Genomic DNA, 23,598 nt, shown 5'->3' on the forward strand with positions numbered 1-23,598 from the left:
CATATGCCGGTATGTCCAGCAACGACACTCAGCCCACCCGCCCCTCCGATTCCGACGCCCTCCACGCAACGGCGGAAGACTTGCGCGTACTCGTCGGCAAATTGCGCCGCCGGTTGCGCGAAGAATCGCATGTGGGCGATTTCACGCCCTCGCAGGTGCAGGTTCTCATCCTGCTGGAACGCGAAGGTCCGGCCACGGTCACTACGCTCGCGCGCCTTCACGGCATGCGTCCGCAATCCATGGGCGAGACGCTTTCGGTTCTGAAAGCTGCCGGGCTCGTGAGCGGCGCACCAGATCCGAACGACGGGCGGCAAACCGTACTCTCCCTCACGCCCACCTTCCGCAAGAAGATCAAGGCAAGCCGCGCGGCACGCGAAGACTGGCTATTCCGCACCATGCAAACCCGCTTCTCCGCCGCTGAACAGAAACAACTCGCGATTGGCGTCGACTTGCTCAAACGCCTCATCGATTCGTAACGCTAAGGAAAACATCATGGCTCTCACCACGCTCGACGCAAAGACCGCATTGGTCGTCATCGATTTGCAGCAAGGCATCGTCGCGCTGCCCACCGCCCACCCCACCGGCGAGATCGTCAAGCGCTCCGCCAGTTTGGCCGAGGCATTTCGCCGTCATGGTCTGCCGGTGGTGCTGGTCAATGTTGCAGGCGGCGCGCCGGGACGCGCGGAACAGTCACGCCCTACCGGAAACTTCCCCGCCGGCTTTGCAGACCTCGTTCCTGAACTGAATCAGCAGCCGTCGGATCATCTGGTGACCAAGCGCACCTGGGGTGCGTTCACGAACACGGACCTCGAAGCATATCTGCGCCAGCAAGGCGTCACGCAGGTGGTGCTCGCCGGCGTGGCCACCAGCATCGGTGTCGAGTCCACCGCGCGGTTCGCGCAGGAACTCGGTTTCAACATCACGTTCGCGATCGACGCAATGACGGACATGAACCCCGACGCGCACGCCAACAGCATCACGCGAATCTTCTCGCGCCTCGGCGAAACCGGCACGACGCAAGACGTCCTCGATCTGCTCGAGAAGTCGCGCGCATGAGCCCTTGCTTGAACTGCTGCGCGGCGCAGATCGTCCACACGGGGATGTCCCGATGAGTGGCACATTCCGTTCGCTGCGCACGTTCAATTACCGGGTCTGGGCCAGCGGCGCGATCGTCTCCAACATCGGCACGTGGATGCAGCGCACGGCGCAGGACTGGCTCGTGCTCACGGAACTCACGCATCACAATGCAACCTCGGTGGGCATCGTGATGTCGCTGCAGTTCGGGCCGCAAATGCTCCTGCTGCCCCTAACCGGCTACGCGGCCGATCATTTCGACCGCCGCAAGATGCTGTTCGCGACTCAGGCGGCAATGGGCACCCTGGCGCTGTGCCTCGGGCTTCTCACCGTTACCGGCCTTGTGCAGCTATGGCAGGTCTATGTGTTTGCGGGTTTGCTCGGCTGCGTCACCGCGTTCGATTCACCGGCGCGTCAGACCTTCGTCTCCGATCTGGTGGGAGAAGCCGATCTGTCGAACGCTGTCGCGCTGAACTCCACCTCGTTCAACGCGGCGCGCATGATCGGACCCGCCGTCGCGGGGCTCCTGATCGCCTCGGTGGGTACCGGCTGGGTGTTTCTGATCAACGCGCTCTCTTTCGTCGCCGTGCTCGGTTCGCTGCGTACGCTGCGCCTCAATGAACTGAATCTGAAACCCCGCGCGACACGCACGCGCGGCAGCTTTGTAGAAGGCTTCAAATATGTGTGGGCGCGTCCTGATCTGAAGGCCGCGCTGCTCATGCTGTTTCTGATCGGCACCTTCGGGCTGAACTTCCCGATCTTCATCTCGACCATGTCGGTCACCGCGTTTCACGCGGGCGCAAGTCAATACGGTGTGTTGAGCTCGACCATGGCGATCGGCTCCGTTACCGGCGCGCTGCTTGCCGCGCGCAGAGCGAAACCTCGCATGGCTCTGCTGCTCGGCGCAGCGGCGATTTTCGGCGTGGGCTGCACGGTGGCCGCGCTGATGCCGAACTATGTGTTGTTCGGGCTGGCGCTCGTCGTCATCGGCATATCGACACAGACGTTCTCCACTTCGACAAACAGCCTCGTGCAACTTTCCACCGAGCCTGCCATGCGAGGCCGGGTCATCGCGATCCTGCTGGCCATCGCGCTGGGTGGCACGCCGCTCGGCGCGCCGGTAGTGGGCTGGGTGGCGGATCGTTTCGGCCCGCGTTGGGCGCTCGGCGTCGGCGCTGCATCGGGTTTCGCGGCGGCGATCGTCGGTTTGATCTATCTGGTGAAGTATCGTCAGTTGCGCGTGTATGTCGAGGGAGGCTGGTTGCGCTACAGCGTCGACAGCCCGCGTCAGGCGCCGCTTTACGTCAGCCCGGCAACCGCGGTGCAGAATGCCGTGTTGAGCGAAGCGGAAGAGGATTCGTCCACTGGCGTTTAAGGACCGTGGCGCGATAAGCGGTGGCGGTGTATCCGAACAAATGCGTGATCGCAACCCGCACCACCATCTGATGCGAATTCGACGACACATAAAAAAACCGCGCCTGAAATCAGGCGCGGTTTTTTATTACGGCAATACTGTTCTGTCGGTTACTTCGCAACAGGCATCGTGAATTCAGCGCCCTTCGCGATGCTGTCCGGCCAGCGCTGCATGATGCTCTTGTAGCGCGTATAGAAGCGCACGCCCTCTTCGCCATATGCATGGTGATCGCCGAACAGCGAACGCTTCCAGCCACCGAACGAATGCCATGCCATCGGCACCGGGATCGGTACATTGATGCCGACCATGCCCACCTGAATCTGCCGGCCGAACGCACGCGCCACACCGCCATCCGACGTGAAGAGCGACACACCGTTACCGAACTCGTGCGCATTGATCAACTCGACCGCGCTCGCGAAATCGGGCACGCGGACCACCGCCAGCACCGGGCCGAAGATTTCTTCCTTGTAGATCTTCATCTCCGTACCGACCTGGTCGAACAGCGTACCGCCGATGAAGAAACCGTCTTCGTTCACGACCGGATGTGCACGGCCGTCGACGATCAGTTTCGCGCCTTCCGCCACGCCCGAGTCGATATAGCCGGCCACCTTGGCCTTATGTTCCGCGGTAACCAACGGACCCATTTCGGCGTCCAGGTTCTCGCCGTTCTTGATCACCAGCGACTTCACGCGCGGCACGAGACGCGCGATCAGTTCATCGGCGACATTGCCGACCGCCACCGCGACCGAGATCGCCATGCAACGCTCGCCTGCCGAACCGTACGCAGCGCCGATCAATGCGTCGACAGCCTGGTCCAGATCGGCATCCGGCATCACCACCAGATGATTCTTCGCGCCGCCGAGCGCCTGCACGCGCTTGCCGCGCTTCGACGCTTCCGTGTAGATGTATTCGGCGATCGGCGTGGAACCGACAAACGAGAGCGCCGCAACATCCGGGTGTTCGATCAGTGCATCCACGGCCACCTTGTCGCCGTTCACGACGTTGAACACGCCATCGGGCAAACCGGCTTCCTTCAGCAGTTCGGCAATGCGCAACGAGGCCGACGGATCGCGTTCCGACGGCTTCAGCACGAACGTGTTGCCGCAGGCGAGCGCAACCGGGAACATCCACATCGGCACCATCACCGGGAAATTGAACGGCGTGATCCCTGCCACCACGCCCAGCGCCTGACGCAGATTCCAGTTGTCGATGCCGCCGCCGATCTGGTCGGTGAAATCGGTCTTCAGCAGATTCGGAATGCCGCAAGCGAACTCGACGACTTCGATACCGCGCACCACTTCGCCTTGCGCGTCCGTGAACACCTTGCCGTGTTCGCGCGTGATCAGCATGGCGAGTTCGTCGTGATGCCTGTTCAGCAGTTCCTTGAACTTGAACAGAATGCGTGCGCGCTTGATCGGCGCGGTTTCGCTCCAGGCGGGAAAGGCGGCCTTGGCGGCTTTAACCGCGGCGTCCACTTCCTCGACCGAAGCCAAAGCGACCGAGCCGGTCACCTGACCGGTAGCGGGATTGAACACGTCCTTGACGCGGCCGCTGGTCGACGCAACCGGCGCGCCGTCGATGTAATGGCCCAACTGCTGCACCGACAGCTTCGCTTGTTCGTTCACTGCATTCATTTCGTTACCTCGAGTTCGGGATAGGCCGCTAGAACTGTATCGACGGTACCGGCCATATTCCCGATACAGCACAATAAAACCGCGCCTCACTGTATTGTTTTTCACGCGACAACTGTATTGGCCGATGTGCCGATGCTACTCGAAAACCCGGTTGCGTCCACGGTCGATGCTTCGCTCGGACATCAGCGCCACTGTTCGGTCAGTTCGTTGGCCAGCACCATCTTTTCGCGGACGAATTCGCTCAAACCGGCGTCCACACCGCTCTGCGCTTTGAGGAATTTCAACGCCGCGGAATGGACCGTCCGCATCGAGCGGCCGTCGATCCCCGTCATGCGCGCCGCGCTGCGACGCGTTTCCTCGACCAGATCGCGTGCATTGCCGAAGTCGGGCGACAAACCGCTCTGCGCCTGGAATTCGGCGCGCAATCCGGCCGCGTAGTCGGGCGACTGCCCCAGGCGATCGACGTCGATCATCAGATCGACGCCGTCCGCCATCCGCAACGCACAAAGAATCCACAACGCGACGAACGCCCGATACGCGTTGTCGCCTGCCACCGTGCGCGCATATTGCTCGCAGGCCATGGCGTAGGCGTCATCCGAAGCCGGCACGGCAGGCGGCAAGCTCACACCGCAGATTTCAATGGCCTGCCGGACCACGGGCTCCGACTGGTTCAGCCCCAGCACGCGAAACGGTGCGGCCACAAAGAACGGATTGCTCCATTGCTGGTTGAGCAGCCACCCCGAGGCAAATTGCGAAGCAGGATTTCGCAGCACGGCGGCGTGCATGGCTTGCGGGAATGCGCGCTTGAGCCACGGCAGCCGGCCCGATGAACGGCAAAACTTGAAGACGGGCACGCTGCCGTGCCCGGCGGTACGCTCGCACAGGTTGGCCAGATAGGCTTGCAATGCGGGGAATTCCGCGTCCGGTGTATCGGAGAATCGATCGGTGCCGAAGCGTTTCCTGTATCCGGCTACGCCGCGTGCGCCCTCTTGCAGGAACGGTCTGTATTCTTCGAAATACGGCGCGGCGAGCGGCGGATGTCCGGAGGTCAGTGTAGGACGTGACGCGGAAACGTCGGCGAGGCTCAGATTGGCAAGCACGTTGCTGAACGGTTCATAGAATCCGGTCACGGAATCGAGTGCGCGCAGACGCGACCAGATCCACGTTCCCGCGCTGCGCCAGCCCGTGTGCAGAAATATGCCCTGTTTCAGGGGGCTTTCCTGTGAATCTTCGGCTGGCAGAGACGCCGGATCATTCGACTTGCTGGTCAATCCGTCAGCGGCGCTGGACGGACTGCTCGACGGCCCATGTGACAAAGGCATTGGACTTCTCTTCAAATGGAAGCGACAACGAATCGATGGACGGGGCGGCGCTGCCTGTCCCTTCCGGCTCAAGTGCACGCCCAAGCACACACTTTAGCGGGTCAAGCTGTCGCCTCCGTTACAGAAGTATGAGTTTACCTTGCAATGACTTCTTGTAACGCCGCCTCGCGTTCGTTGGTACGCGCGACGTCCGGCCGCCTTTAGCTCGTTCATCCCGCCTGAATATACCGGCCGCCACTTACAGCACTTACAGCGCTCACGGCATTGCCGATGCCTCGCCGCACTGGAACAGCGCACCTAAACGCTTTAAGCTGCCAGACTCCCGAACTCGAAACCTGCTGCCATGAACGACTCAGCCGATATCCGGTTTCTGCTGACCATCCGCGAAAGTGGCAGCCTGATCGCCGCGGCGCGGAAACTGGGGTTGTCGCCCTCGGCGGTGACCCAGCGTCTTCAGCAACTGGAAAAGAAACTGGGCACGCAATTGGTGAATCGCACGGCGCGCCGTTTGCGGTTCACGGAAGAAGGTGCGCTCCTGTGCGAACGCGGCGCCGAGTTGGTCCAGCAGTTCGACTCGCTCTTCGACGATCTGCAGACGCGCCGGGGCGGTCTGGTCGGCACGCTGAAAATCAATGCGCCGCTGGGATTCGGCCGGCGCCACCTGGCGCCCGCCATCGCCGATTTCCAGCAGCAGAACCCGGATATCGACGTGGCGCTCACGCTATCCGACCAGCCGCTGACCGAGACGATGGATCGCTTCGATATCGTCGTGCATATCGGCGAGTTGCCGGTATCGAATCTGGTCGGCTACGCAATTGCACCGAATGCGCGCTTCGTCTGCGCCGCGCCGGCGCTGCTCAAGCGGTTTGGCCAGCCTGAGTCGCCGGAAGAATTGAGCAGACTGCCGTGCATCGTGCTGCGCGAGAACAACGAAGATGTCTCGCTATGGCAGTTCGGCAAAGGCCGCACGCGTCACAGCGTGCGCGTTTCTCCGCGTTTGAGCTGCAACGACGGCGACGTGATCCGCCAATGGGCTTGCGAAGGCCGCGGCGTGATCCTGCGCTCGGAATGGGACGTGGCCGACGACATCGCGAGGGGAAAACTCGTACGCTTGCTGCAAGGCTGGAAGGCGCCGGACGCCAACGTGATCGCGCTCACGCATCAGCGCGTGGGACTGCCGGCGCGCACGCGGCATTTCATGCAGTATTTGCAGGGCAGATTCAGGCCGTTGCCGCCGTGGAGAAGATAAGCGCAAACGTGGCAAGTCACACTGAAAATACCATGTTCAATAAAACTGAATTTAAGAGTTACTACAGCTGAACTCCGCGTGACCGGCGAAACTTTATAATTGATTCACCGTCTCTCACCGGTCCAGATCATGACTTCCGTTTCGACTCCGGGCGCCTACCCCAAGGCAGTCCTCTTCGATCTCCTGACTGCCCTGCTCGACTCGTGGACGTCATGGAATCACGCCGCAGGCTCCGACCAGGCCGGCCGTGCATGGCGTGCGGCTTATTTGCGCCTGACGTACGGTTGCGGCCAATACATTGCGTATGAACAATTGGTGCGCGAGGCCGCCGCCGAAGTTGGACTGCCGGAATCCGCGGCAACCGCGCTCGAAACCGACTGGCTGAAGCTTGCTCCCTGGCGTGGCGCCCTCGACGCATTGCAGGCACTCCGCCCGCATTGCAAACTGGCGATCGTCACCAACTGCTCCATCCGCCTCGGCACGCAGGCCGCCAACATTTTTCCAATCCACTGGGACGCTATCGTCACCGCGGAAGAAGCGGGTATGTATAAGCCGGACCCGTTGCCTTACCGGCTCGCGCTCGGCAAACTTGGCGTAGACGCCCACGAGGCCGCGTTCGTGGCGGGTTCCAGCTACGACATGTTCGGCACGGCCGCGGTCGGCTTGCGGACCTATTGGCACAACCGCGTGGGTCTGCCGCTGGTGGCCGGAGCACAGCCGCCCGAGATCGCGGCGCCGACGCTCGACTCGCTAATCCCATGGCTTAGCCGCTTCGGCCAGATCCTTACGCCACTCCATTCTCCGGTGAACACATGAAACTCGACCACATCGACACTCCTGCCGCGCTGATCGACATCCCCCGGATGCAGAAGAACATCGCGCGAATGCAGGGCCGTATGAACGCGCTGGGCGTTGCATTCCGTCCGCACGTCAAGACCACCAAATGCCTCGACGTGGTTCGCGCGCAGATTGCCGCCGGTGCACGCGGCATCACGGTTTCGACCCTGAAAGAGGCGGAGGCTTTCTTTGCGGCGGGCGTCAGCGATATCCTCTACGCGGTCAGCATCGCCCCTTCAAAGCTGCCGCGCGCGCTGGCGTTGCGCCGCCAGGGTTGCGATCTGAAGCTGGTGGTCGACAATCCGACCGCTGCCGCAGCCATCGCCGCATTTTCGGACCAGCACGGCGAATCCTTCGATGTGTGGATCGAGGTGGACACGGACGGCCATCGCTCGGGTATTACGCCGGAGCAGGACACGCTGCTCGAAGTCGGCCGGATCCTGCATGAGAACGGCGTCAAGGTGGGCGGCGTGATGACCCACGCAGGTTCCAGCTACGAGCTTCATACGCCGGAGGCGCTCGCCGCGCTGGCGGAACAGGAACGCGCGGGCTGCGTGCGCGCCGCGCAACGGCTGCGCGACGCCGGTATTCCGTGCCCGGCCGTCAGCGTCGGATCGACGCCCACAGCGCTCGCCGCCGGGCGGCTGGACGGCGTGACCGAGGTGCGAGCCGGTGTCTACGTTTTCTTCGATCTGGTCATGCACAATGTCGGCGTGTGCGCGCTTGAAGATATCGCGCTCAGCGTGCTCGCCACCGTGATCGGCCATCAGGCGGATAAAGGCTGGGCGATTCTCGACGCGGGCTGGATGGCGATGAGCCGCGATCGCGGCACCTCGAAGCAGGCACACGATTTCGGCTACGGTCAGCCCTGTCTGCTGAACGGAACACCGCTCGGCGGTTATGTGGTGAGTGGCGCCAATCAGGAGCATGGGATTCTGTCGTCGTCGGAAGAAGACGCGCATGCCGGTGACATCGCACAGCGCTTTCCGATCGGCATGAAACTGCGCATCCTGCCCAATCATGCCTGCGCGACCGGCGCCCAGTTCCCCGAATATCACGCCGTTTCAGCGAATGGCGAGAGCGTCGAGTGGAGGCGTTTTCAAGGCTGGTAAGAGAACGGCCGGGGCCTGCGCGAGACCCGCTCATCGCGTGGGCCTGTCAAATAGCGCGTTACTTCACTCCTCCTCTTCTTCAAGGCCGGCAAGCAGATCGTCGACCGCGCGATACACGCGTTCGACGATTTCCGGCCCCACTTTACGCTCCAGCTCGCGATAGTGTGCCTCGAGATCCTTCGAGATCACGCGCACCAGATCCACGCTCGTCTCGGTGAGCGACACCAGCACGCGGCGCTGGTCCTCCGCGAAACGCTCCTTCGTCACCAGTTCCATACTCTCCATGCGGGCGAGCACACCCGCCATGCTCGGGCTCGAGATCGTACAGATATCGGAAATGTGGCGCGGCTCCATCGGGCCGTGCTCATTGAGCGCGCGAATCACGCGCCATTGCTGTTCGGTCAGCCCGTGCGCGGTAATCAACGGCCGGAAACGCTCCATCATTTTTTCTCTGGCGCGCAGCAACAGCATCGGCAGGTTGCGGTGCAAAACTCGGGTAGAAGCGGACATGGTGGATAAGTTAAAAGCAGCCGTCGAAGCTTAAGGGAAAACCCGCGATCAGCCGACAGGCTATTGACCGTGGATGATATCAAGCGCAACAATACTAACATGTTAGTGTTTTCTCCAAGAGGCAGCTAATTTATGTTTGCACTTGCCGATCACCTGCTGCACCCCGAAGGCGACGCGCTGCCTCGCGATACGGATGCGCACACCGTTGCCGCGCTGCTCGCACGCGGCGTGGCCTGCCGCGCACCCGTCTCCGGCGCGGTTTATGGAACCTTGCTGAACGACCGCGCCGCGCTGGAAGCATTAGGCGACGCGGTGCATGCGGCTCCTTATAAAGCACCGCCCAAAGCGCCGGTTCTCTATCTGAAGCCGCGCAACACGCTCGCCGGCCATCGCGCACGGGTTGCCGTGCCTGACGACGCATTGGGCGTGGAGGTTGGCGCTTCGCTGGGCATCGTGATTGGCCGCACTGCAACACGCGTGAGCGTGGCTCAGGCGCTGGACTACATCGCCGGTTACACGCTGGTCGCCGATCTGAGCGTGCCGCACGCGAGCGTGTATCGGCCTTCAGTACGGTTTCGGGCACGCGACGGGTTTTGTGTGATCGGTCCGGCGGTAGTTGCCGCGCGCCATGTGGCTGCGCCTGACAATCTGACTATCAGGGTGTCGCTGCCCGGACGTGAGGTTTTCAGTGCGAGTACGGCATCTTCGGTACGCAAGGTTGCTCAATTGATTGCGGACGTGACCGATTTCATGACGCTCAGCGCCGGTGACGTCATTACGCTTGGCGTGCCTCATGGTTCGCCGGTTGCGCATATCGGCGACACGGCCACGCTATCGATCGGCAATTTGCCGCCGCTCGAGGTGTCGTTTGCCGGCGCGGAAGAACACGATGGAGAACAGCGATGATGCGCGGCCGGGTTGCGTATGCAGGAGCGATTCACGAGGCTTATCCGGATGCCGGCGGCGTGCGCCTCGCCGACGGCCGGGTGCGTCGCGAGGATGAGGTGGTCTGGCTCGCACCGATCGAAGTCGGCACGATCTTCGCGCTCGGCTTGAACTACGCCGAGCACGCGAAGGAATTGCAGTTCAACAAGCAGGAAGAGCCGTTGGTTTTTCTCAAGGGCCCGGGTGCGGTTATCGGTCACCGTGGTTTCACACGCCGTCCCGCCGACGTCACCTTCATGCACTACGAGTGCGAACTGGCAGTCGTAATCGGTCAAACCGCGCAGAACGTCAAGCGCGAAAACGCCATGCAGCATGTGGCCGGCTACATGATCGCCAACGACTACGCGATCCGCGACTACCTGGAAAACTATTACCGCCCCAACCTGCGCGTGAAGAATCGCGACGGCGGTACGGTGCTCGGCCCCTGGTTCGTCGATGCAGCCGACGTCGAAGACGTCACGCAACTCGAATTGCGCACGTTCGTGAACGGCACGCAGCAGCAACACGGCAACACCCGCGACCTCGTCACCGATATCCCCGCGTTGATCGAATACCTGAGCGGCTTCATGACCCTCGCACACGGCGACGTGATCCTGACCGGCACGCCGGAAGGCATCGTCAACGTCAACGCGGGCGACGAAGTGGTCTGCGAAATCGACGGCCTTGGCCGTCTCGTCAATACGATTGCATCCGACGCGGACTTCGGCCGCGCCTGATCGACTGCTTTGCACGGGGCCGGAGTAAATGCTTTGCATGGGACCCGGGTAAGGCGCTAAAGCGCCAACTCTGGTCGACAGCTAACGAGAAAGGACAAGACAATGCGAATCGAACATCTGATCAACGGCAAATCGAGCGCCGCGAAAGACTACTTCGAGACGGTCAATCCGGCGACGCAAGACGTGCTCGCCGAAGTCGCCCGCGGCGGGGCGGAAGAAGTCGACGCCGCCGTGCGCGCGGCCAAAGAGGCGTTTCCGGCATGGGCAGGAAAACCCGCGGCAGAACGCGCAAAAATCGTCCGCAAGCTCGGCGAGCTGATCGCGAAGAACGTGCCCGAAATCTCGGAGACCGAGACGAAGGACACCGGTCAGACGATCTCGCAAACGCGCAAGCAACTCGTGCCGCGCGCCGCCGACAACTTCAGCTATTTCGCGGAGATGTGCACGCGTGTCGACGGCCATACGTATCCCACCGATACGCATCTGAACTACACGCTGTTTCATCCGGTCGGCGTCTGCGCGCTGATCTCGCCGTGGAACGTGCCGTTCATGACGGCAACGTGGAAAGTCGCACCGTGTCTCGCGTTCGGCAATACCGCCGTGCTGAAGATGAGCGAACTGTCGCCGCTAACCGCCTCGATGCTCGGCAATCTCGCACTGGAAGCAGGCATTCCGGCCGGCGTGCTGAACGTCGTGCACGGTTTCGGCAAAGACGCCGGCGAACCGCTGGTGGCACACCCGGACGTGCACGCGGTGTCGTTCACGGGATCGACGGCAACCGGCAATCGCATCGTGCAGACCGCCGGCCTGAAGAAATTTTCGATGGAGCTGGGCGGCAAGTCCCCATTCGTGATTTTCGACGACGCCGATTTCGAACGTGCGCTCGACGCCGCCGTGTTCATGATCTTCTCGAACAACGGTGAACGCTGCACGGCGGGCTCGCGCATCCTGGTGCAACGCTCGATTTACGCGCGCTTTGCCGAGCGTTTCGTCGAACGCGCGAAGCGTTTGACGGTGGGCGATCCGTTGGCCGACAGCACGATCGTCGGCCCGATGATCAGCCAGGGGCACCTGGCGAAAGTACGCAGCTATATCGAACTCGGTCCGAAAGAAGGCGCCACGCTTGCATGCGGCGGACTCGATGTACCCGACTTGCCCGAAGCCATGCGCAAAGGTAACTTCGTTCAGCCGACGGTATTCGTCGACGTCGACAACCGCATGCGGATTGCGCAGGAAGAGATCTTCGGTCCGGTTGCCTGCCTGATTCCGTTCGACGACGAAGCCGACGCGATCAAACTCGCCAATGACATCTCATACGGTCTCTCCAGCTACATCTGGACGGAGAGCACCGGCCGCGCGCTTCGCGTCGCCGCGGTCGTGGAAGCCGGCATGTGTTTCGTGAACAGCCAGAACGTGCGCGACCTGCGCCAGCCGTTCGGCGGTACGAAGGCATCGGGCGTGGGCCGCGAAGGCGGCACGTGGAGCTACGAAGTGTTCCTCGAACCGAAGAACGTGTGCGTGTCGCTCGGCTCGCATCATATTCCGCGTTGGGGCGTCTGAAACACGGGTCATTTGCGCGCGGGGCTATCGTGCCTCGTGCGACACAGAATAGGAGACCGCGATGGGCAAACTCGCGTTGGCAGCAAAAGTCACTCATGTCCCGTCGTTATATCTGTCCGAACTCGACGGTCCGCATAAGGGTTGCCGTCAACCTGCAATCGACGGACACCATGAAATCGGCCGGCGTTGCCGCGAACTGGGTGTGGATACGATCGTCGTGTTCGACGTGCATTGGCTGGTGAACAGCGAATACCACATCAATTGCGCGCCGAAGTTCGAGGGCGTCTATACGAGCAACGAGCTGCCACACTTCATCAAGAACATGCCGTACGCGTATCCCGGCAATGTCGAACTCGGCGATCTGATCGCGGAAGTCGCGAACGGGATGGGCGTAAAAAGCCGCGCGCACAGCCAGACCACGCTCGAACTCGAGTACGGCACGCTGGTGCCGATGCGTTATATGAATAGCGACCAGCACTTCAAGACCGTCTCGGTAGCCGGCTGGTGCATGTGGCACGACCTCGAAACCAGTGCTCGCTTCGGCCTCGCGGTACGCAAGGCTATCGAGGAACATTACGGCGGCACCGTAGCGATTCTGGCGAGCGGTTCTCTGAGCCACCACTTCGCCAACAACGGCACGGCCGAGCAGTTCATGCACAAGGTGTGGAGCCCGTTTCTCGAACAGATGGACCGCAAGGTGGTCGAGTTGTGGGAAGCCGGCGACTGGAAGACCTTCTGCGAAATGCTCCCGCTCTATAACGAGAAATGCTGGGGCGAAGGCGGCATGCACGACACCGCGATGCTGCTCGGCGCGCTCGGATGGGACCGTTACGACGGCAAGGTTGAAGTCGTCACGCCGTATTTCGGCAGTTCGGGCACCGGCCAGATCAACGCGATCTTTCCTGTGACGCCCCTGCCTGCTTAAGCTTTGAGTGAGGAGACTACTGTGCCGCATTTGACACTCGAATACAGCGCCAATCTCGCCGGCGAAGAAAGCATCGAACGACTTTGCACATCGCTTGCCAGCTGTCTCGATGCACAACGCGAGAACGAACAACGCATTTATCCGCTCGGCGGCATCCGCGTGCGCGCCTTGCGCTGCGAGCAATACTGCGTTGCGGACGGCCGGGCCGACGCTGCGTTTCTGCACGCGAACCTGAAAATCGCCGCGGGCCGCTCGGATGCCGCAAAAAAGACGACCGGCGATGCGCTATTTGAAGTGATCAAGCAGCACTTCGCCGCTGAGTTTGAAAAACACGGCCTGGCGTTGTCGCTGGAGATCAATGAATTCAGCGAAACCGGTACATGGAAGCATAACAATTTGCACGCGCGGCTTAAGGTCTGATACCTGGGTTTGGAGCTTGGTCTTGGAGCTTGGTCTTGGGTCTTGGGTCTTGGGTCTTGGGTCTTGGGTCTTGGGTCTTGGGTCTTGGGTCTTGGGTCTTGGGTCTTGGGTCTTGGGTCTTGGGACCTGGGACCTTGGACTTGAGGCCTAGGACTCGGGGCTTGAGGCTCGGGCCTGAAACCTGGGCCCAAAGCCCACGCCTGGTGCTTCCGACCCCGTAGCTGGACCTGGCAGCCGCTTATAGAGAATCCATCATGCTAGACGAACAGACAATCCGCGACCTCGCCGCGCAACTCGACAACGCCGAGAAGACGCGCACCCAACTGCGTCACTTTTCGGCCAAGTATCCCGAGATGACCGTACAGGACGGTTACGCGATCCAGCGCGAATGGGTGAAACTCAAACTGGCCGAGGGCCACGTGATCAAGGGCCGCAAAATTGGCCTGACTTCACGCGCGATGCAGCGTTCCTCGCAGATCGACGAGCCCGACTATGCGCCGCTGCTCGACAGCATGTTCATCGAAAACGGCCACGACATCCGCGCCGACCGCTTCATTGCACCACGCGTGGAAGTCGAATTGGCCTTCGTATTGAGCAAGCCATTGAAGGGTCCTGGCGTCACGCTATTCGACGTGCTGGACGCCACCGCCTACGTGACCCCGGCCGTGGAAATTATCGACGCGCGTATCGAACAATTCGACCGCGAGACGAAGGCGCCGCGCAAGGTCTACGACACCATCTCGGACTTCGCGGCCAATGCCGGCATCGTATTAGGCGGCCGTCCGGTGCGTCCGATGGACGTCGATCTTCGCTGGGTTGGCGCCCTGCTTTACAGGAACGGAGCCGTTGAAGAGAGCGGACTCGCTGCCGCAGTGCTGAATCACCCCGCCACTGGCGTTGCCTGGCTCGCGAACAAGATCGCTCCCTACGATGAAGTCCTGAACGCGAACGACGTAATCCTGAGCGGCTCGTTCACGAGTCCGATCCCTGCGCGAGCGGGCGACACGTTCCACGTCGACTATGGTCCGCTGGGCGGCATCGGTTTGAATTTCATTTGAGCTCATTTGAGTTAATCAACATGTCCCCACCGCAAAACACCTTCAAGCGCGCGCTGGCCGAGGGCAAGCCGCAATTCGGCCTGTGGGCCGCGCTCGCCGATGCCTACGTAACCGAGTTGCTGGCTACCGCCGGCTTCGACTGGTTGTTGATCGACAACGAGCACGCCCCGAACGACGTGCGCAGCACACTGGCGCAATTACAGGCCGTGGCCGCGTATGCATCGCATCCGGTGGTGCGTCCGGTACGCAGCGACAGCGCGTTGATCAAGCAATTGCTCGACATAGGCGCACAGACCTTGTTATTGCCGATGATCGACACAGCGGACCAGGCCGCGGACGCCGTAGCGGCCACGCGCTACCCGCCGCAGGGCATTCGCGGGGTGGGCAGCGCATTGGCACGGGCATCGCGCTGGAACCGGATACCGGACTACCTGAGCACGGCGGCAGACGAATTGTGTGTACTGGTGCAGGTGGAGACGGTACAGGGGATGGAGAATCTTTCCGCGATTGCGGCAGTGGAAGGCGTAGACGGCGTGTTTTTTGGTCCGTCGGACCTGAGTGCATCGATGGGATTGCTGGGCAAGCCCGGGGACGCGAGCGTACGCGAGGCGATTTGCAACGGCATCAGGAAGGTGCGGGACGCCGGTAAAGCGGCAGGTGTGCTTGCGCCGGATTCGGGGATTGCCGCCGAGTATATGGCGGCGGGGGCGACGTTTGTGGCGGTGGGGACGGATACGGGGTTGTTGAGTCGGGCGGCGGCTGATCTGGCCGCCTCGTATAAGAAGACTGTGGGAGTGGTTGTGCCCGTGAAGGGCGGGTATTGAGGGGGGGTTGGTTGGTTTGTTTGCCTACGGCGTTGGGCTTGCCTTGATCTGGTTGCCTGCGCGGCGCTTATTGTTGTGCGGTTGTGCGGTTGTGCGGTTGTGCGGTTGTGCGCCTATGGCGTTGGCCTTTCCTTGATTACTTATTGGTTTATTAGCGTTTGCCCCTGTGCGGGGCGGCACTTACTTTCTTTGCCGCCGCAAAGAAAGATAAGCAAAGAAAGCGGCTCACACCGCTAACTCTTAAGCGGGTCCCCCGCACAGCCACGGTAGTGGCGCATCTGGAATCCGTGTTCTTGCGCATTCAGCGCTAGTGACAAAGGGCTCATTCGTTCCCACTCCGCACTGCGTGCGTCGCGGATGGGTCTGCCAAGGAAACCTGGAGCTTCGTTTGAGCGTGGTGGGGGCCATCGGCTCCGCCTCGGCGGAGCCGATGGAAGCACGAGTGCAAAAACACGGTGGTCGGTTCTGTGAAATACGCTTCGGCGCGCGCAGCGCCGCCGGAAGAATGACTACCTTGTCACGAACGCGAAATGTGCGAGAACACAGATTCCAGATGCACCACTACCGTGACTGTGCGGGGGACCCGCTTATGAGCTGGCGGTGTGAGCCGCTTTCTTTTGCCTACTTTTCTTTGCGGCAGGCAAAGAAAAGTAGGTGCCTGCCCCGCACAGGGGCGACGCTAATAAACCAATAACAATTCAAGGAAAGGCCAAAAACCAAAAACCAAAGCCCAAAGAACCCAGATCAAGGAAAGGCCAACGCCGTAGGCAAACAGACAAACAAGCCCCCCGCAGACATACAAATAAAGCGCCGCGCAGGCAAAAAAAAACCCAAAACCGTCATTCCCCCGCCGGCCACGGCAACCCCACCGCCGACCAATCCAGCTCCACCCCAATAACAGACCTCCCAACAGCCAACGGCAACGCCAAAGTAACAGCAATACAAGGCCGCCCACTAGCCAAAGAAAGATAAGGATTACTAGCCACAGCCACCCCAGGCAACAAAACCGCATTACGAAAATAAGGCCGATGATCCCATCTCGCATCGCGAGGATTAGCCACAGGATGCAGCGACGCCGCTTCGCTACTCCAGGCCGGTCCCCGCAATTCATGCCCAATCTGCCGCCCCGAATCATCCAGAATAAAACAACTGATGCAGCGCTCAAACGTAGCCAGCAAAGCAAACGCCTGATCCATCAAAACGCCGGCCAGCAAATCATCAGCCGTACGGCTCAAGGCCGACCGATAGGGCTCGACCTCAGACTCGAACAACGCATACTGATGCGCCCTCCCCTGGGCAATCACATCGAACGCATCGTCGATCCGCCGATGCACCGACTCCGGCGGCGCAATCTCCGCAGCCGGCCGTCCGAGCAGATACCCCTGCGCGAAATCCACATTCGACTCAACAGCCAGAATCAGCTCCTCCGTGGTCTCCACGCCCTCCACGACAACCAGCATCCCCGCCTGATGCAGCAGCGAAACGAGCTTCGGCAGGATCGGCTGTCCGGAACCGTGACTGGTCGCGCGAATCAGCTCGCCATCGAGCTTCACGATATCCGGCCGGATCCGCAACAGCCGGTCGAGGTTCGATTGACCCGCGCCGAAATCGTCGACGGCGATCAGGAAGCCATGCTCGCGGTACAAAGCCGCCGCGCGCGACATGTCGTCGACGCTGCCGCCGTGCGATTCGAGAATCTCGAGAATCACCCGCTCAGGGTCGAGCCCCACCGCCCGCGCGATCATGGCAAGCTGATCCGCGTAGCCTTCGGCGATAAATGTCGCGGGCAAAATGTTGAGGAACAGCCACGCGTCGCCGGGCAGCAATTTGCGCGCATTGGCCAGATGCACGGCATGACTCGCGCGATCGAGCGCGCCTTCGTCGCTGGACGGTTTCGGCGCGAACATGACCACGGGCGGCACCAGCGTGCCGTCGTTCTGCTCGCCACGCAGCAGCGCCTCGAAGCCAATCTGCTTCTGATGCGACAAACTGTAGAGCGGCTGGAAGTGAGAAGTCAGGTAATAGTCATCCCAGAGATGCCGGGGCGCCGCCTCACCCTCCGCTAGCCCACCGGCGGAGAGCATTTTTAGCGGGTCGAGCGGCAACGCGCGTTCGGCGCACACGCGGTTTCTGCCTGAGTGCTTGGCGCGCAGCAAAGCTTCGTCGGCGCGATCGAGCAACATCATGATGCTTTCGCCGCTCCGGTGCTCCGCCACGCCGAAGCTCGCGGTCAGATGGCCGTCGGGGCGCTCGATAACGGCAATCGCGCCGCGCAGGCGCTCGGCTAGCGCCAGTGCGCCGGCCAGCCCGTCGCGCAGCAGCACCGCGAACTCCTCGCCGCCGATCCGGCTCACGCTGTCGTCCGCGGCGGTCTCCTCCATCAATACCTGGGCCACCTGGTACAGCGCATGGTCGCCGACCGCGTGGCCGAAGCGGTCGTTCAGCGATTTGAAACTGTCGATGTCGAGAAAAATCGCGCTGACCCGCGCATCGGGTGTCATGGCCTCGAGGCGACGCTCGGCCTGCTTCACGAACGCGCGGCGGTTTTGCAGGCCGGTCAGCGGATCGGTCGCGGCGAGTTGCGCCAACTGGCTCTCGAGCAGAAAGTGGTTGCGCCGGAACCGGTAGAAGCTGAAGTGAAACACAGCGGAAGTCGGTATGCCGATCGCCACGATCCACATCCACACGACCACATTGACATCACGCGTGCGCGGCTCGCCGAACAGAAAGGCAAGCGCTGCCGCATAGAAAATCCCGCTGCCGGCGAGGAAATGCATCGGCGTCAACCACAGCGGCGCGGCGCAGATCGGGATCGCGACCATGGCCGGCACGATCCACAACAACGGCTGTTCGACGCCGGAGACGTTCAGCGCGAGACCGGTCACCAGCACCAGCGAGTACGCGACTCCGATTGCGCCGAACGTCCAGGTCGAGCCTGCGCGTGGAATCGCCATCACCAGCAGCGTGAGCACCAGCGCACAGGCGAGCCGGTAAGCAAGCGGCGTCGCCGGCCCGTTGACCAGATTGCGCGCCCCCACTAAACACAGGAACGCGACAACGGTAAACGCCATCGTCACCATCGAAAGTGGACGCTGATGTTCCAGCGATCGTTTATGAAAGCGATCGCGCAAACCCGAATCGGACAGGTGCTTCGTTGAGGTGGAAAGCATATTGATAGATATCAGGCTGGCTCCGGTCACTCGGCCCATGTATAACGGCAAACATCTGACAAATATTTATGCCCTACCCGCAAATAGAATTGCGCCCCACCCAGTAAGGGCTGCACCGCCATCACGCGATTTCGTTTCGCCCCTCGGCGGCAGCAAAGCGTTCCGTAAGCCGGACTCCAGCGCATACCCACGCTATCCGGGACGCGTGAGAAATGCCCTGCGCATAACGGCATCGATTACAAACACTTTGCTGCGGACATCCACGGTAAGGAAGCGCGAAAAGAGATTCAGCCAGTAAAAATTACGTAACTAATCGGCATCAACGGCAATCGTTTGCGCGCATAACTCAGACGAATGTAAAGTGGCTAAAACTTACTGTCTTAAGTAGACTCCTCCGAAGTGTGGCGGACAGACTAGACAGCCCGGTGAAAATAACCTTGGACGCGTGCAATGCGCGGCTTTCCGTAACACTTTCACTTTGCATTCGACCGTCGGCACCCGTTTTTTTTACACGGCCGAAGCAACGGCCATTTCCCGGAAAACATGGTCCCAATTCTCGATTACCTGCTGGAACGCCAGATCTCGCCGCAATGGCGCGGCATGCTGACTGCCCTGGCAACAGAGTTCGAAGCGCAGATCGGTCGCGACGAACTGCGCCAGCTGATGTACCGCATAGGCTGCCGGTTTGCCGCGGCGCATCAACTGCCCGCTTGCGGGTCAACCGCGGAACTCGCTCAGGCATTGAATCTGTGCTGGCATGACATGGATTGGGGCTATGTCGAGTTGTCCGACGAAGCCGAATCGCTGCGCATCGTGCATTACTGCGCGCCGCTGCAAGCGTTCGGCAACACGGCGCTCGCATGGACCCCTGCGTTTCTCGAAGGCGTCTATCAGACCTGGCTGAGCGCGTTGGGCGCGCAGGGCCTGTCGGTGGCGCAAACGAGCGAGTACGGCACGGATACCTCGATCGAGTTTCGGCTGGGCCGGCATCAAGTTTGAGTAGAGCGGAATGAGTAAAAAGATTGGGGCAACGCAAGTCATGAACGAGACGGCGGCACTATGAGTTCATCGAGCGACATCGAGAAACTATTCGATCATTTTGGTGGCGACGCCAGCGCGTACCAGGAAATCGGCCGAGAAAACGAAGCGCGTTCGGCGCGCACGCGGTGGCCGCTGCTGGTGACACTGGATCTGACGCAACCGGCGATTCCCGCGATCGGGCAAAGCCGCGAGCCTGCCGGTAAGGCATTGGCGCATGACGCGGCGCCGGCTGCCGACCGTCAGGACACCACGCCCAAAGACGCCACTTCGGTCACCCGCGCGAAGGCGCCGCTGTTTAGCCGGTCGCACCGGCGGGATATTCCGCCGGTGGTCGTTGCCGCTCAACCCGCCGCTCAGCCCGCCGCGACGAGTGGCGCGTCGCGTTTCGGCGCGCTCGAAACAACCGATAAAGCAGCGGCGCAATCCGCACCGGCAGCGCCGGTTGCACCGATTGCCACGGCGCCGGCGGCGTCGGTCGCTACGGCGCCGATTCCTCCGCTCGCGCCGCCCGCAAGTATTCCGCCGATGGCCCAGTTCCGCCCGCCGGCACCCCCGGTCACCCAACCCACGGCGCCCAGGCCGCCCGCTTCGATCCTCGGCAAACTGTTCGCCCGGGAACCCGAACCCGCGCCGCCGCGGCCCGCGGCCCCACAAAGCGAATCCGCGCCGCTGCAATCGGTCTTCGACCGTCTGCGCGGCACGCCCGCGCAAACGGCGGCCGCGCCGGCCAGCGCCCCTCGCGTCGCCACGCCCGCCGCCTCCAACTCGTGGCTGGTCAACGGCCCTCGTCGCTCATGAAAGTCATCGCGGTCGTGTCCGCCAAAGGCGGGGTCGGCAAAACCACCCTCGCCGCCAATCTCGCGTCTGTGCTGGCCGCCAGCGGCCGGCGCGTGATTGCCCTCGACCTCGATCCGCAGAATGCGCTGCGTCTGCATTTCGGTGTGCCGCTCGACAGCATCGACGGTTTGTCGCGCGCCACGTTGACGGGCGATCCCTGGCAATCGGTGATGTTCGACGGCGTAGACGGCGTGACCGTGCTGCCCTATGGCGCGGTGCTCGAAGACGACCGCCGCCGCTTCGAAGCGCATATCGACCATGAGCCGGGATGGCTCGCACAATCGCTGCAAAGGCTGCGGCTCGACGCGTCCGACATCGTCGTCATCGATACGCCGCCCGGTTCGTCCGTGTATGTACGCACTGCGTTGTGCGCGGCCACTTTCACGCTGAACGTGGTGCTGGCCGACGCGGCTTCGTACGCGGCCATTCCGTTAATGGAACGGCTGATTGAAACATACGCCGCGCCGCGTCCCGAGTTCGGCGGCGAAGGTTACGTGGTCAACCAGATCGACCAGTCACGCCAGTTGACCAAAGACGTCCTCAAGGTCCTGCGCCAGATGCTAGGCGACAAGCTCTTTCCAGGCGTGATCCATCTGGACGAAGGCGTGAGCGAAGCGCTCGCCTGCGACACCACGCTGATTCACTACGACCCACTCAGCCAGGCAGCCGCCGACTTTCGCTCGTGCGGCAACTGGCTGATGGCGGCAGTCGACGCGATCGCCGTCTCGCCAAGGAATGTCGCATGAGCACGTCCTCTCAACCGGGCCTCGAAGACGCCGAACCGTCGCGGCTCGAACGCTTCGTCGACGCGCGCTTCTGGAACAGCCGCATCGTGACCGGCCTGGTCACGCTGTTCGCGCTGACGATGCTGTACTTCGTGTTCACGGTGCCGCTCGCGTTCTACGAGCAACTGACGTTCGCAACCTGCTGCTTCATCACGGCCCTGCTATTTCGCCGCCTGCCCGGCCGTTACGCGACGATGGTGATGATCATGCTCTCGGTCGTTACGTCGGGCCGCTATATGTACTGGCGGCTGACCTCGACGACTTACTGGGAGCATCCGCTCGACGCCGCATGGGGTCTGCTGCTGGTGTCGGCCGAAGTCTATTCGACCGTCGTGCTGATGCTCGGCTATTTCCAGACCGCCTGGCCGCTCAAGCGCACACCGATGCCGCTGCCCGCCTCGCGCGAACTGTGGCCGACCGTCGACGTGTTCATTCCGACCTACAACGAGCCGCTCTCGGTGGTGAAGCCGACCATCTATGCCGCGCTCGCGCTCGACTATCCGGCCGACAAGATCGCGATCCACGTGCTCGACGACGGCCGCCGTCCCGAGTTCAAGGCATTCTGCGAGGAAGTCGGCGTCAACTGGACGATCCGCACGCACAACCGCCATGCGAAGGCCGGCAACATCAACGAAGCGCTGAAGATCACCCAGGGCGAGTATCTCGCGATCTTCGACTGCGATCACATTCCGACCCGCTCGTTCCTGCAGATCGGCCTCGGCTGGTTCCTGCGCGACAAGCTGCTGTCAATGCTGCAAACGCCGCACCATTTCTTTTCCGCCGATCCGTTCGAACGCAATCTCGGCACCTTCCGCAAGGTGCCGAACGAGGGCGAACTGTTCTACGGCCTCGTGCAGGACGGCAACGATCTGTGGAATGCGACCTTCTTCTGCGGCTCATGTGCGTTGCTGCGCCGGACCATGGTCGAAGAGATCGGCGGCATCGCCGTCGAGACGGTCACCGAAGACGCGCACACCGCGTTGAAACTGCACCGCCTCGGCTACACCACCGCGTATCTGGCGATTCCGCAGGCGGCGGGTCTCGCCACCGAAAGCCTCTCCGGCCACATCGGCCAGCGGATTCGCTGGGCGCGCGGCATGACGCAGATTTTCCGGATCGACAATCCGCTGACCGGCAAGGGTCTCAAACTCGGTCAGCGGCTGTGTTATCTGAACGCGATGATGCACTTCTTCTATGGCATTCCGCGCCTGGTGTTCCTGACCGCGCCGCTGTCGTATCTGTTCTTCGGCGCGCACGTGATCGAAGCCGCCGCCAGCACGATCGCGATCTACGCGCTGCCGCACATGTTCCACGCGAGCATCACCAACTCGCGGATGCAGCGCTCGTTCCGCCATTCGTTCTGGGCCGAAGTCTATGAATCGGTGCTGGCGTCGTACATCACCGCGCCTACCCTGCTCGCGCTGATCAATCCGAAGCTAGGCAAATTCAACGTAACGGCCAAGGGCGGCCAGATCGAGAAGAACTACTTCGACTGGGCGATCTCGCGGCCGTATCTGTTCCTGTTGTTGCTGAACCTGATCGGCTTTTTCGTGGGCATCGTGCATATTTATCTGAACCTGCACATTCGCAGCGTGGTGAACACGACCATCCTGAACCTCGCCTGGACCACCTACAACATGCTGATTCTCGGCGCGAGCGTGGCCGCGGCAAGCGAGCGCCGGCAGATTCGCGCGGTGCACCGCGTGGCGATGACGATGCCGGTGATGCTGAAGTTCTCGACTGGCCGCACGCTCGCCTGCGAAACCATCGACTACTCGGAAGGCGGCGTCGGCGTGGCGCTGCCCGCGAAGATCGAAGTGCCGATGCACGAACGCGTGACCGTGTCGCTGTTTCGCGGCGACGAGGAATACGCCTTCCCCGCCACTGTCGGTTTCACGGAGCCGGGCCGCGTGGGCCTGCGCTTCTCGGCCATGACGCGGGAACAGGAATACGAGTTCGTCAAGACCACGTTCGCCCGTGCCGACGCATGGACCGGCTGGGCCGAAGGGCGTCAGCAGGACACGCCGCTGCGCGGCCTGTCGCATGTGCTGATGGTCGGCGCACGCGGCATTGCGGGTCTTTTCGAGCATCTTTATGCCGACCTTCGAAGCTCGATGAAAAGCCGTCCGGTGGACGTCAAGAAGCTAAAAACCAAAGACTGATCT

General features: G+C 61.8%; 21 protein-coding genes. 17 read left to right on the plus strand and 4 right to left on the minus strand.

Going from position 1 to position 23,598, the window contains the following annotated elements:
* Positions 1-11 precede the first annotated feature (11 nt).
* From ACOSV0_RS32315 to ACOSV0_RS32325, 3 genes are read left to right on the plus strand one after another with little or no spacing between them, the layout of a single operon-like run.
* The gene (locus tag ACOSV0_RS32315) at positions 12-476 is read left to right on the plus strand and encodes a MarR family winged helix-turn-helix transcriptional regulator (RefSeq protein WP_434111547.1); all 465 of its coding nucleotides are present in this window, start codon (positions 12-14) and stop codon (positions 474-476) included.
* 16 nt (positions 477-492) lie between these two features.
* The gene (locus ACOSV0_RS32320; protein WP_434111549.1) at positions 493-1,056 is read left to right on the plus strand and encodes an isochorismatase family protein; all 564 of its coding nucleotides are present in this window, start codon (positions 493-495) and stop codon (positions 1,054-1,056) included.
* Positions 1,057-1,108: 52 nt separating this feature from the next.
* Positions 1,109-2,449 carry an MFS transporter gene (locus tag ACOSV0_RS32325; RefSeq protein ID WP_434111551.1) on the plus strand — a complete coding sequence of 447 codons (1,341 nt, stop codon included), beginning with the start codon at positions 1,109-1,111 and terminating at the stop codon, positions 2,447-2,449.
* A 149-nt stretch (positions 2,450-2,598) separates the two neighbouring features.
* Here the strand turns inward: ACOSV0_RS32325 and ACOSV0_RS32330 are convergent, their stop codons facing one another.
* Positions 2,599-4,122: a CoA-acylating methylmalonate-semialdehyde dehydrogenase gene (locus ACOSV0_RS32330; protein WP_434111553.1), complete on the minus strand. Its 1,524-nt coding sequence runs from the start codon at positions 4,120-4,122 to the stop codon at positions 2,599-2,601.
* A gap of 182 nt (positions 4,123-4,304) precedes the next feature.
* Positions 4,305-5,444: a hypothetical protein gene (locus tag ACOSV0_RS32335; RefSeq protein WP_434111555.1), complete on the minus strand. Its 1,140-nt coding sequence runs from the start codon at positions 5,442-5,444 to the stop codon at positions 4,305-4,307.
* A 343-nt stretch (positions 5,445-5,787) separates the two neighbouring features.
* Between ACOSV0_RS32335 and ACOSV0_RS32340 the strand changes: the two genes are divergently transcribed.
* The 3 genes from ACOSV0_RS32340 to ACOSV0_RS32350 all read left to right on the plus strand — a co-directional run bounded on the left by ACOSV0_RS32340 (position 5,788) and on the right by ACOSV0_RS32350 (position 8,642).
* Positions 5,788-6,693 carry a LysR family transcriptional regulator gene (locus tag ACOSV0_RS32340; protein WP_434111557.1) on the plus strand — a complete coding sequence of 302 codons (906 nt, stop codon included), beginning with the start codon at positions 5,788-5,790 and terminating at the stop codon, positions 6,691-6,693.
* A 129-nt stretch (positions 6,694-6,822) separates the two neighbouring features.
* Positions 6,823-7,509, plus strand: a complete 687-nt coding sequence (locus tag ACOSV0_RS32345) for an HAD family hydrolase (RefSeq protein ID WP_434111559.1) — start codon at positions 6,823-6,825, stop codon at positions 7,507-7,509.
* Positions 7,506-8,642 (plus strand): DSD1 family PLP-dependent enzyme, encoded by a 1,137-nt coding sequence (locus tag ACOSV0_RS32350; RefSeq protein ID WP_434111561.1) that lies wholly within the window; start codon positions 7,506-7,508, stop codon positions 8,640-8,642. Before ACOSV0_RS32345 ends, ACOSV0_RS32350 begins: the two co-directional genes overlap by 4 nt.
* Positions 8,643-8,705: 63 nt before the next feature.
* Here the strand turns inward: ACOSV0_RS32350 and hpaR are convergent, their stop codons facing one another.
* Positions 8,706-9,113, minus strand: coding sequence for a homoprotocatechuate degradation operon regulator HpaR (gene hpaR, locus ACOSV0_RS32355; protein ID WP_434115943.1), 408 nt, complete (start codon positions 9,111-9,113; stop codon positions 8,706-8,708).
* A 171-nt stretch (positions 9,114-9,284) separates the two neighbouring features.
* Between hpaR and ACOSV0_RS32360 the strand changes: the two genes are divergently transcribed.
* From ACOSV0_RS32360 to hpaI, 7 genes are all read left to right on the plus strand, one after another.
* Positions 9,285-10,058, plus strand: a complete 774-nt coding sequence (locus tag ACOSV0_RS32360; protein ID WP_434111563.1) for a fumarylacetoacetate hydrolase family protein — start codon at positions 9,285-9,287, stop codon at positions 10,056-10,058.
* The gene (locus ACOSV0_RS32365) at positions 10,055-10,813 is read left to right on the plus strand and encodes a fumarylacetoacetate hydrolase family protein (RefSeq protein WP_434111565.1); all 759 of its coding nucleotides are present in this window, start codon (positions 10,055-10,057) and stop codon (positions 10,811-10,813) included. Before ACOSV0_RS32360 ends, ACOSV0_RS32365 begins: the two co-directional genes overlap by 4 nt.
* A 102-nt stretch (positions 10,814-10,915) precedes the next feature.
* The gene (gene hpaE, locus ACOSV0_RS32370) at positions 10,916-12,373 is read left to right on the plus strand and encodes a 5-carboxymethyl-2-hydroxymuconate semialdehyde dehydrogenase (RefSeq protein ID WP_434111567.1); all 1,458 of its coding nucleotides are present in this window, start codon (positions 10,916-10,918) and stop codon (positions 12,371-12,373) included.
* 61 nt (positions 12,374-12,434) lie between these two features.
* Complete coding sequence (gene hpaD / locus ACOSV0_RS32375) at positions 12,435-13,298, plus strand: 3,4-dihydroxyphenylacetate 2,3-dioxygenase (RefSeq protein ID WP_434111569.1); 864 nt, start codon at positions 12,435-12,437, stop codon at positions 13,296-13,298.
* A 21-nt stretch (positions 13,299-13,319) separates the two neighbouring features.
* The gene (locus ACOSV0_RS32380) at positions 13,320-13,718 is read left to right on the plus strand and encodes a 5-carboxymethyl-2-hydroxymuconate Delta-isomerase (protein ID WP_434111571.1); all 399 of its coding nucleotides are present in this window, start codon (positions 13,320-13,322) and stop codon (positions 13,716-13,718) included.
* Between the two features lie 254 nt (positions 13,719-13,972).
* Positions 13,973-14,776 carry a 2-oxo-hept-4-ene-1,7-dioate hydratase gene (gene hpaH, locus ACOSV0_RS32385; RefSeq protein WP_434111573.1) on the plus strand — a complete coding sequence of 268 codons (804 nt, stop codon included), beginning with the start codon at positions 13,973-13,975 and terminating at the stop codon, positions 14,774-14,776.
* 20 nt (positions 14,777-14,796) lie between these two features.
* Entirely contained in the window at positions 14,797-15,600 is an 804-nt protein-coding gene (gene hpaI / locus ACOSV0_RS32390) for a 4-hydroxy-2-oxoheptanedioate aldolase (protein WP_434111575.1), read from the plus strand.
* Positions 15,601-16,439: 839 nt separating this feature from the next.
* Here hpaI and ACOSV0_RS32395 read toward each other — a convergent pair.
* Positions 16,440-18,770: an EAL domain-containing protein gene (locus ACOSV0_RS32395; RefSeq protein WP_434111577.1), complete on the minus strand. Its 2,331-nt coding sequence runs from the start codon at positions 18,768-18,770 to the stop codon at positions 16,440-16,442.
* Positions 18,771-19,313: 543 nt separating this feature from the next.
* Between ACOSV0_RS32395 and bcsD the strand changes: the two genes are divergently transcribed.
* From bcsD to bcsA, 4 genes are read left to right on the plus strand one after another with little or no spacing between them, the layout of a single operon-like run.
* A complete protein-coding gene (bcsD, locus tag ACOSV0_RS32400; protein ID WP_434111579.1) occupies positions 19,314-19,769 on the plus strand; it encodes a cellulose biosynthesis protein BcsD in 456 nt (151 codons plus the stop codon).
* A 60-nt stretch (positions 19,770-19,829) separates the two neighbouring features.
* Entirely contained in the window at positions 19,830-20,609 is a 780-nt protein-coding gene (gene bcsP / locus ACOSV0_RS32405; protein WP_434111581.1) for a cellulose biosynthesis protein BcsP, read from the plus strand.
* Entirely contained in the window at positions 20,606-21,394 is a 789-nt protein-coding gene (gene bcsQ / locus ACOSV0_RS32410) for a cellulose biosynthesis protein BcsQ (protein ID WP_434111583.1), read from the plus strand. The genes bcsP and bcsQ overlap by 4 nt, the downstream gene beginning before the upstream one ends.
* The gene (bcsA, locus tag ACOSV0_RS32415) at positions 21,391-23,595 is read left to right on the plus strand and encodes a UDP-forming cellulose synthase catalytic subunit (protein WP_434111584.1); all 2,205 of its coding nucleotides are present in this window, start codon (positions 21,391-21,393) and stop codon (positions 23,593-23,595) included. The genes bcsQ and bcsA overlap by 4 nt, the downstream gene beginning before the upstream one ends.
* Positions 23,596-23,598 lie beyond the last annotated feature (3 nt).

It is taken from the genome of Paraburkholderia caffeinilytica (assembly GCF_051027425.1).
Lineage (GTDB): Bacteria > Pseudomonadota > Gammaproteobacteria > Burkholderiales > Burkholderiaceae > Paraburkholderia > Paraburkholderia caffeinilytica_A.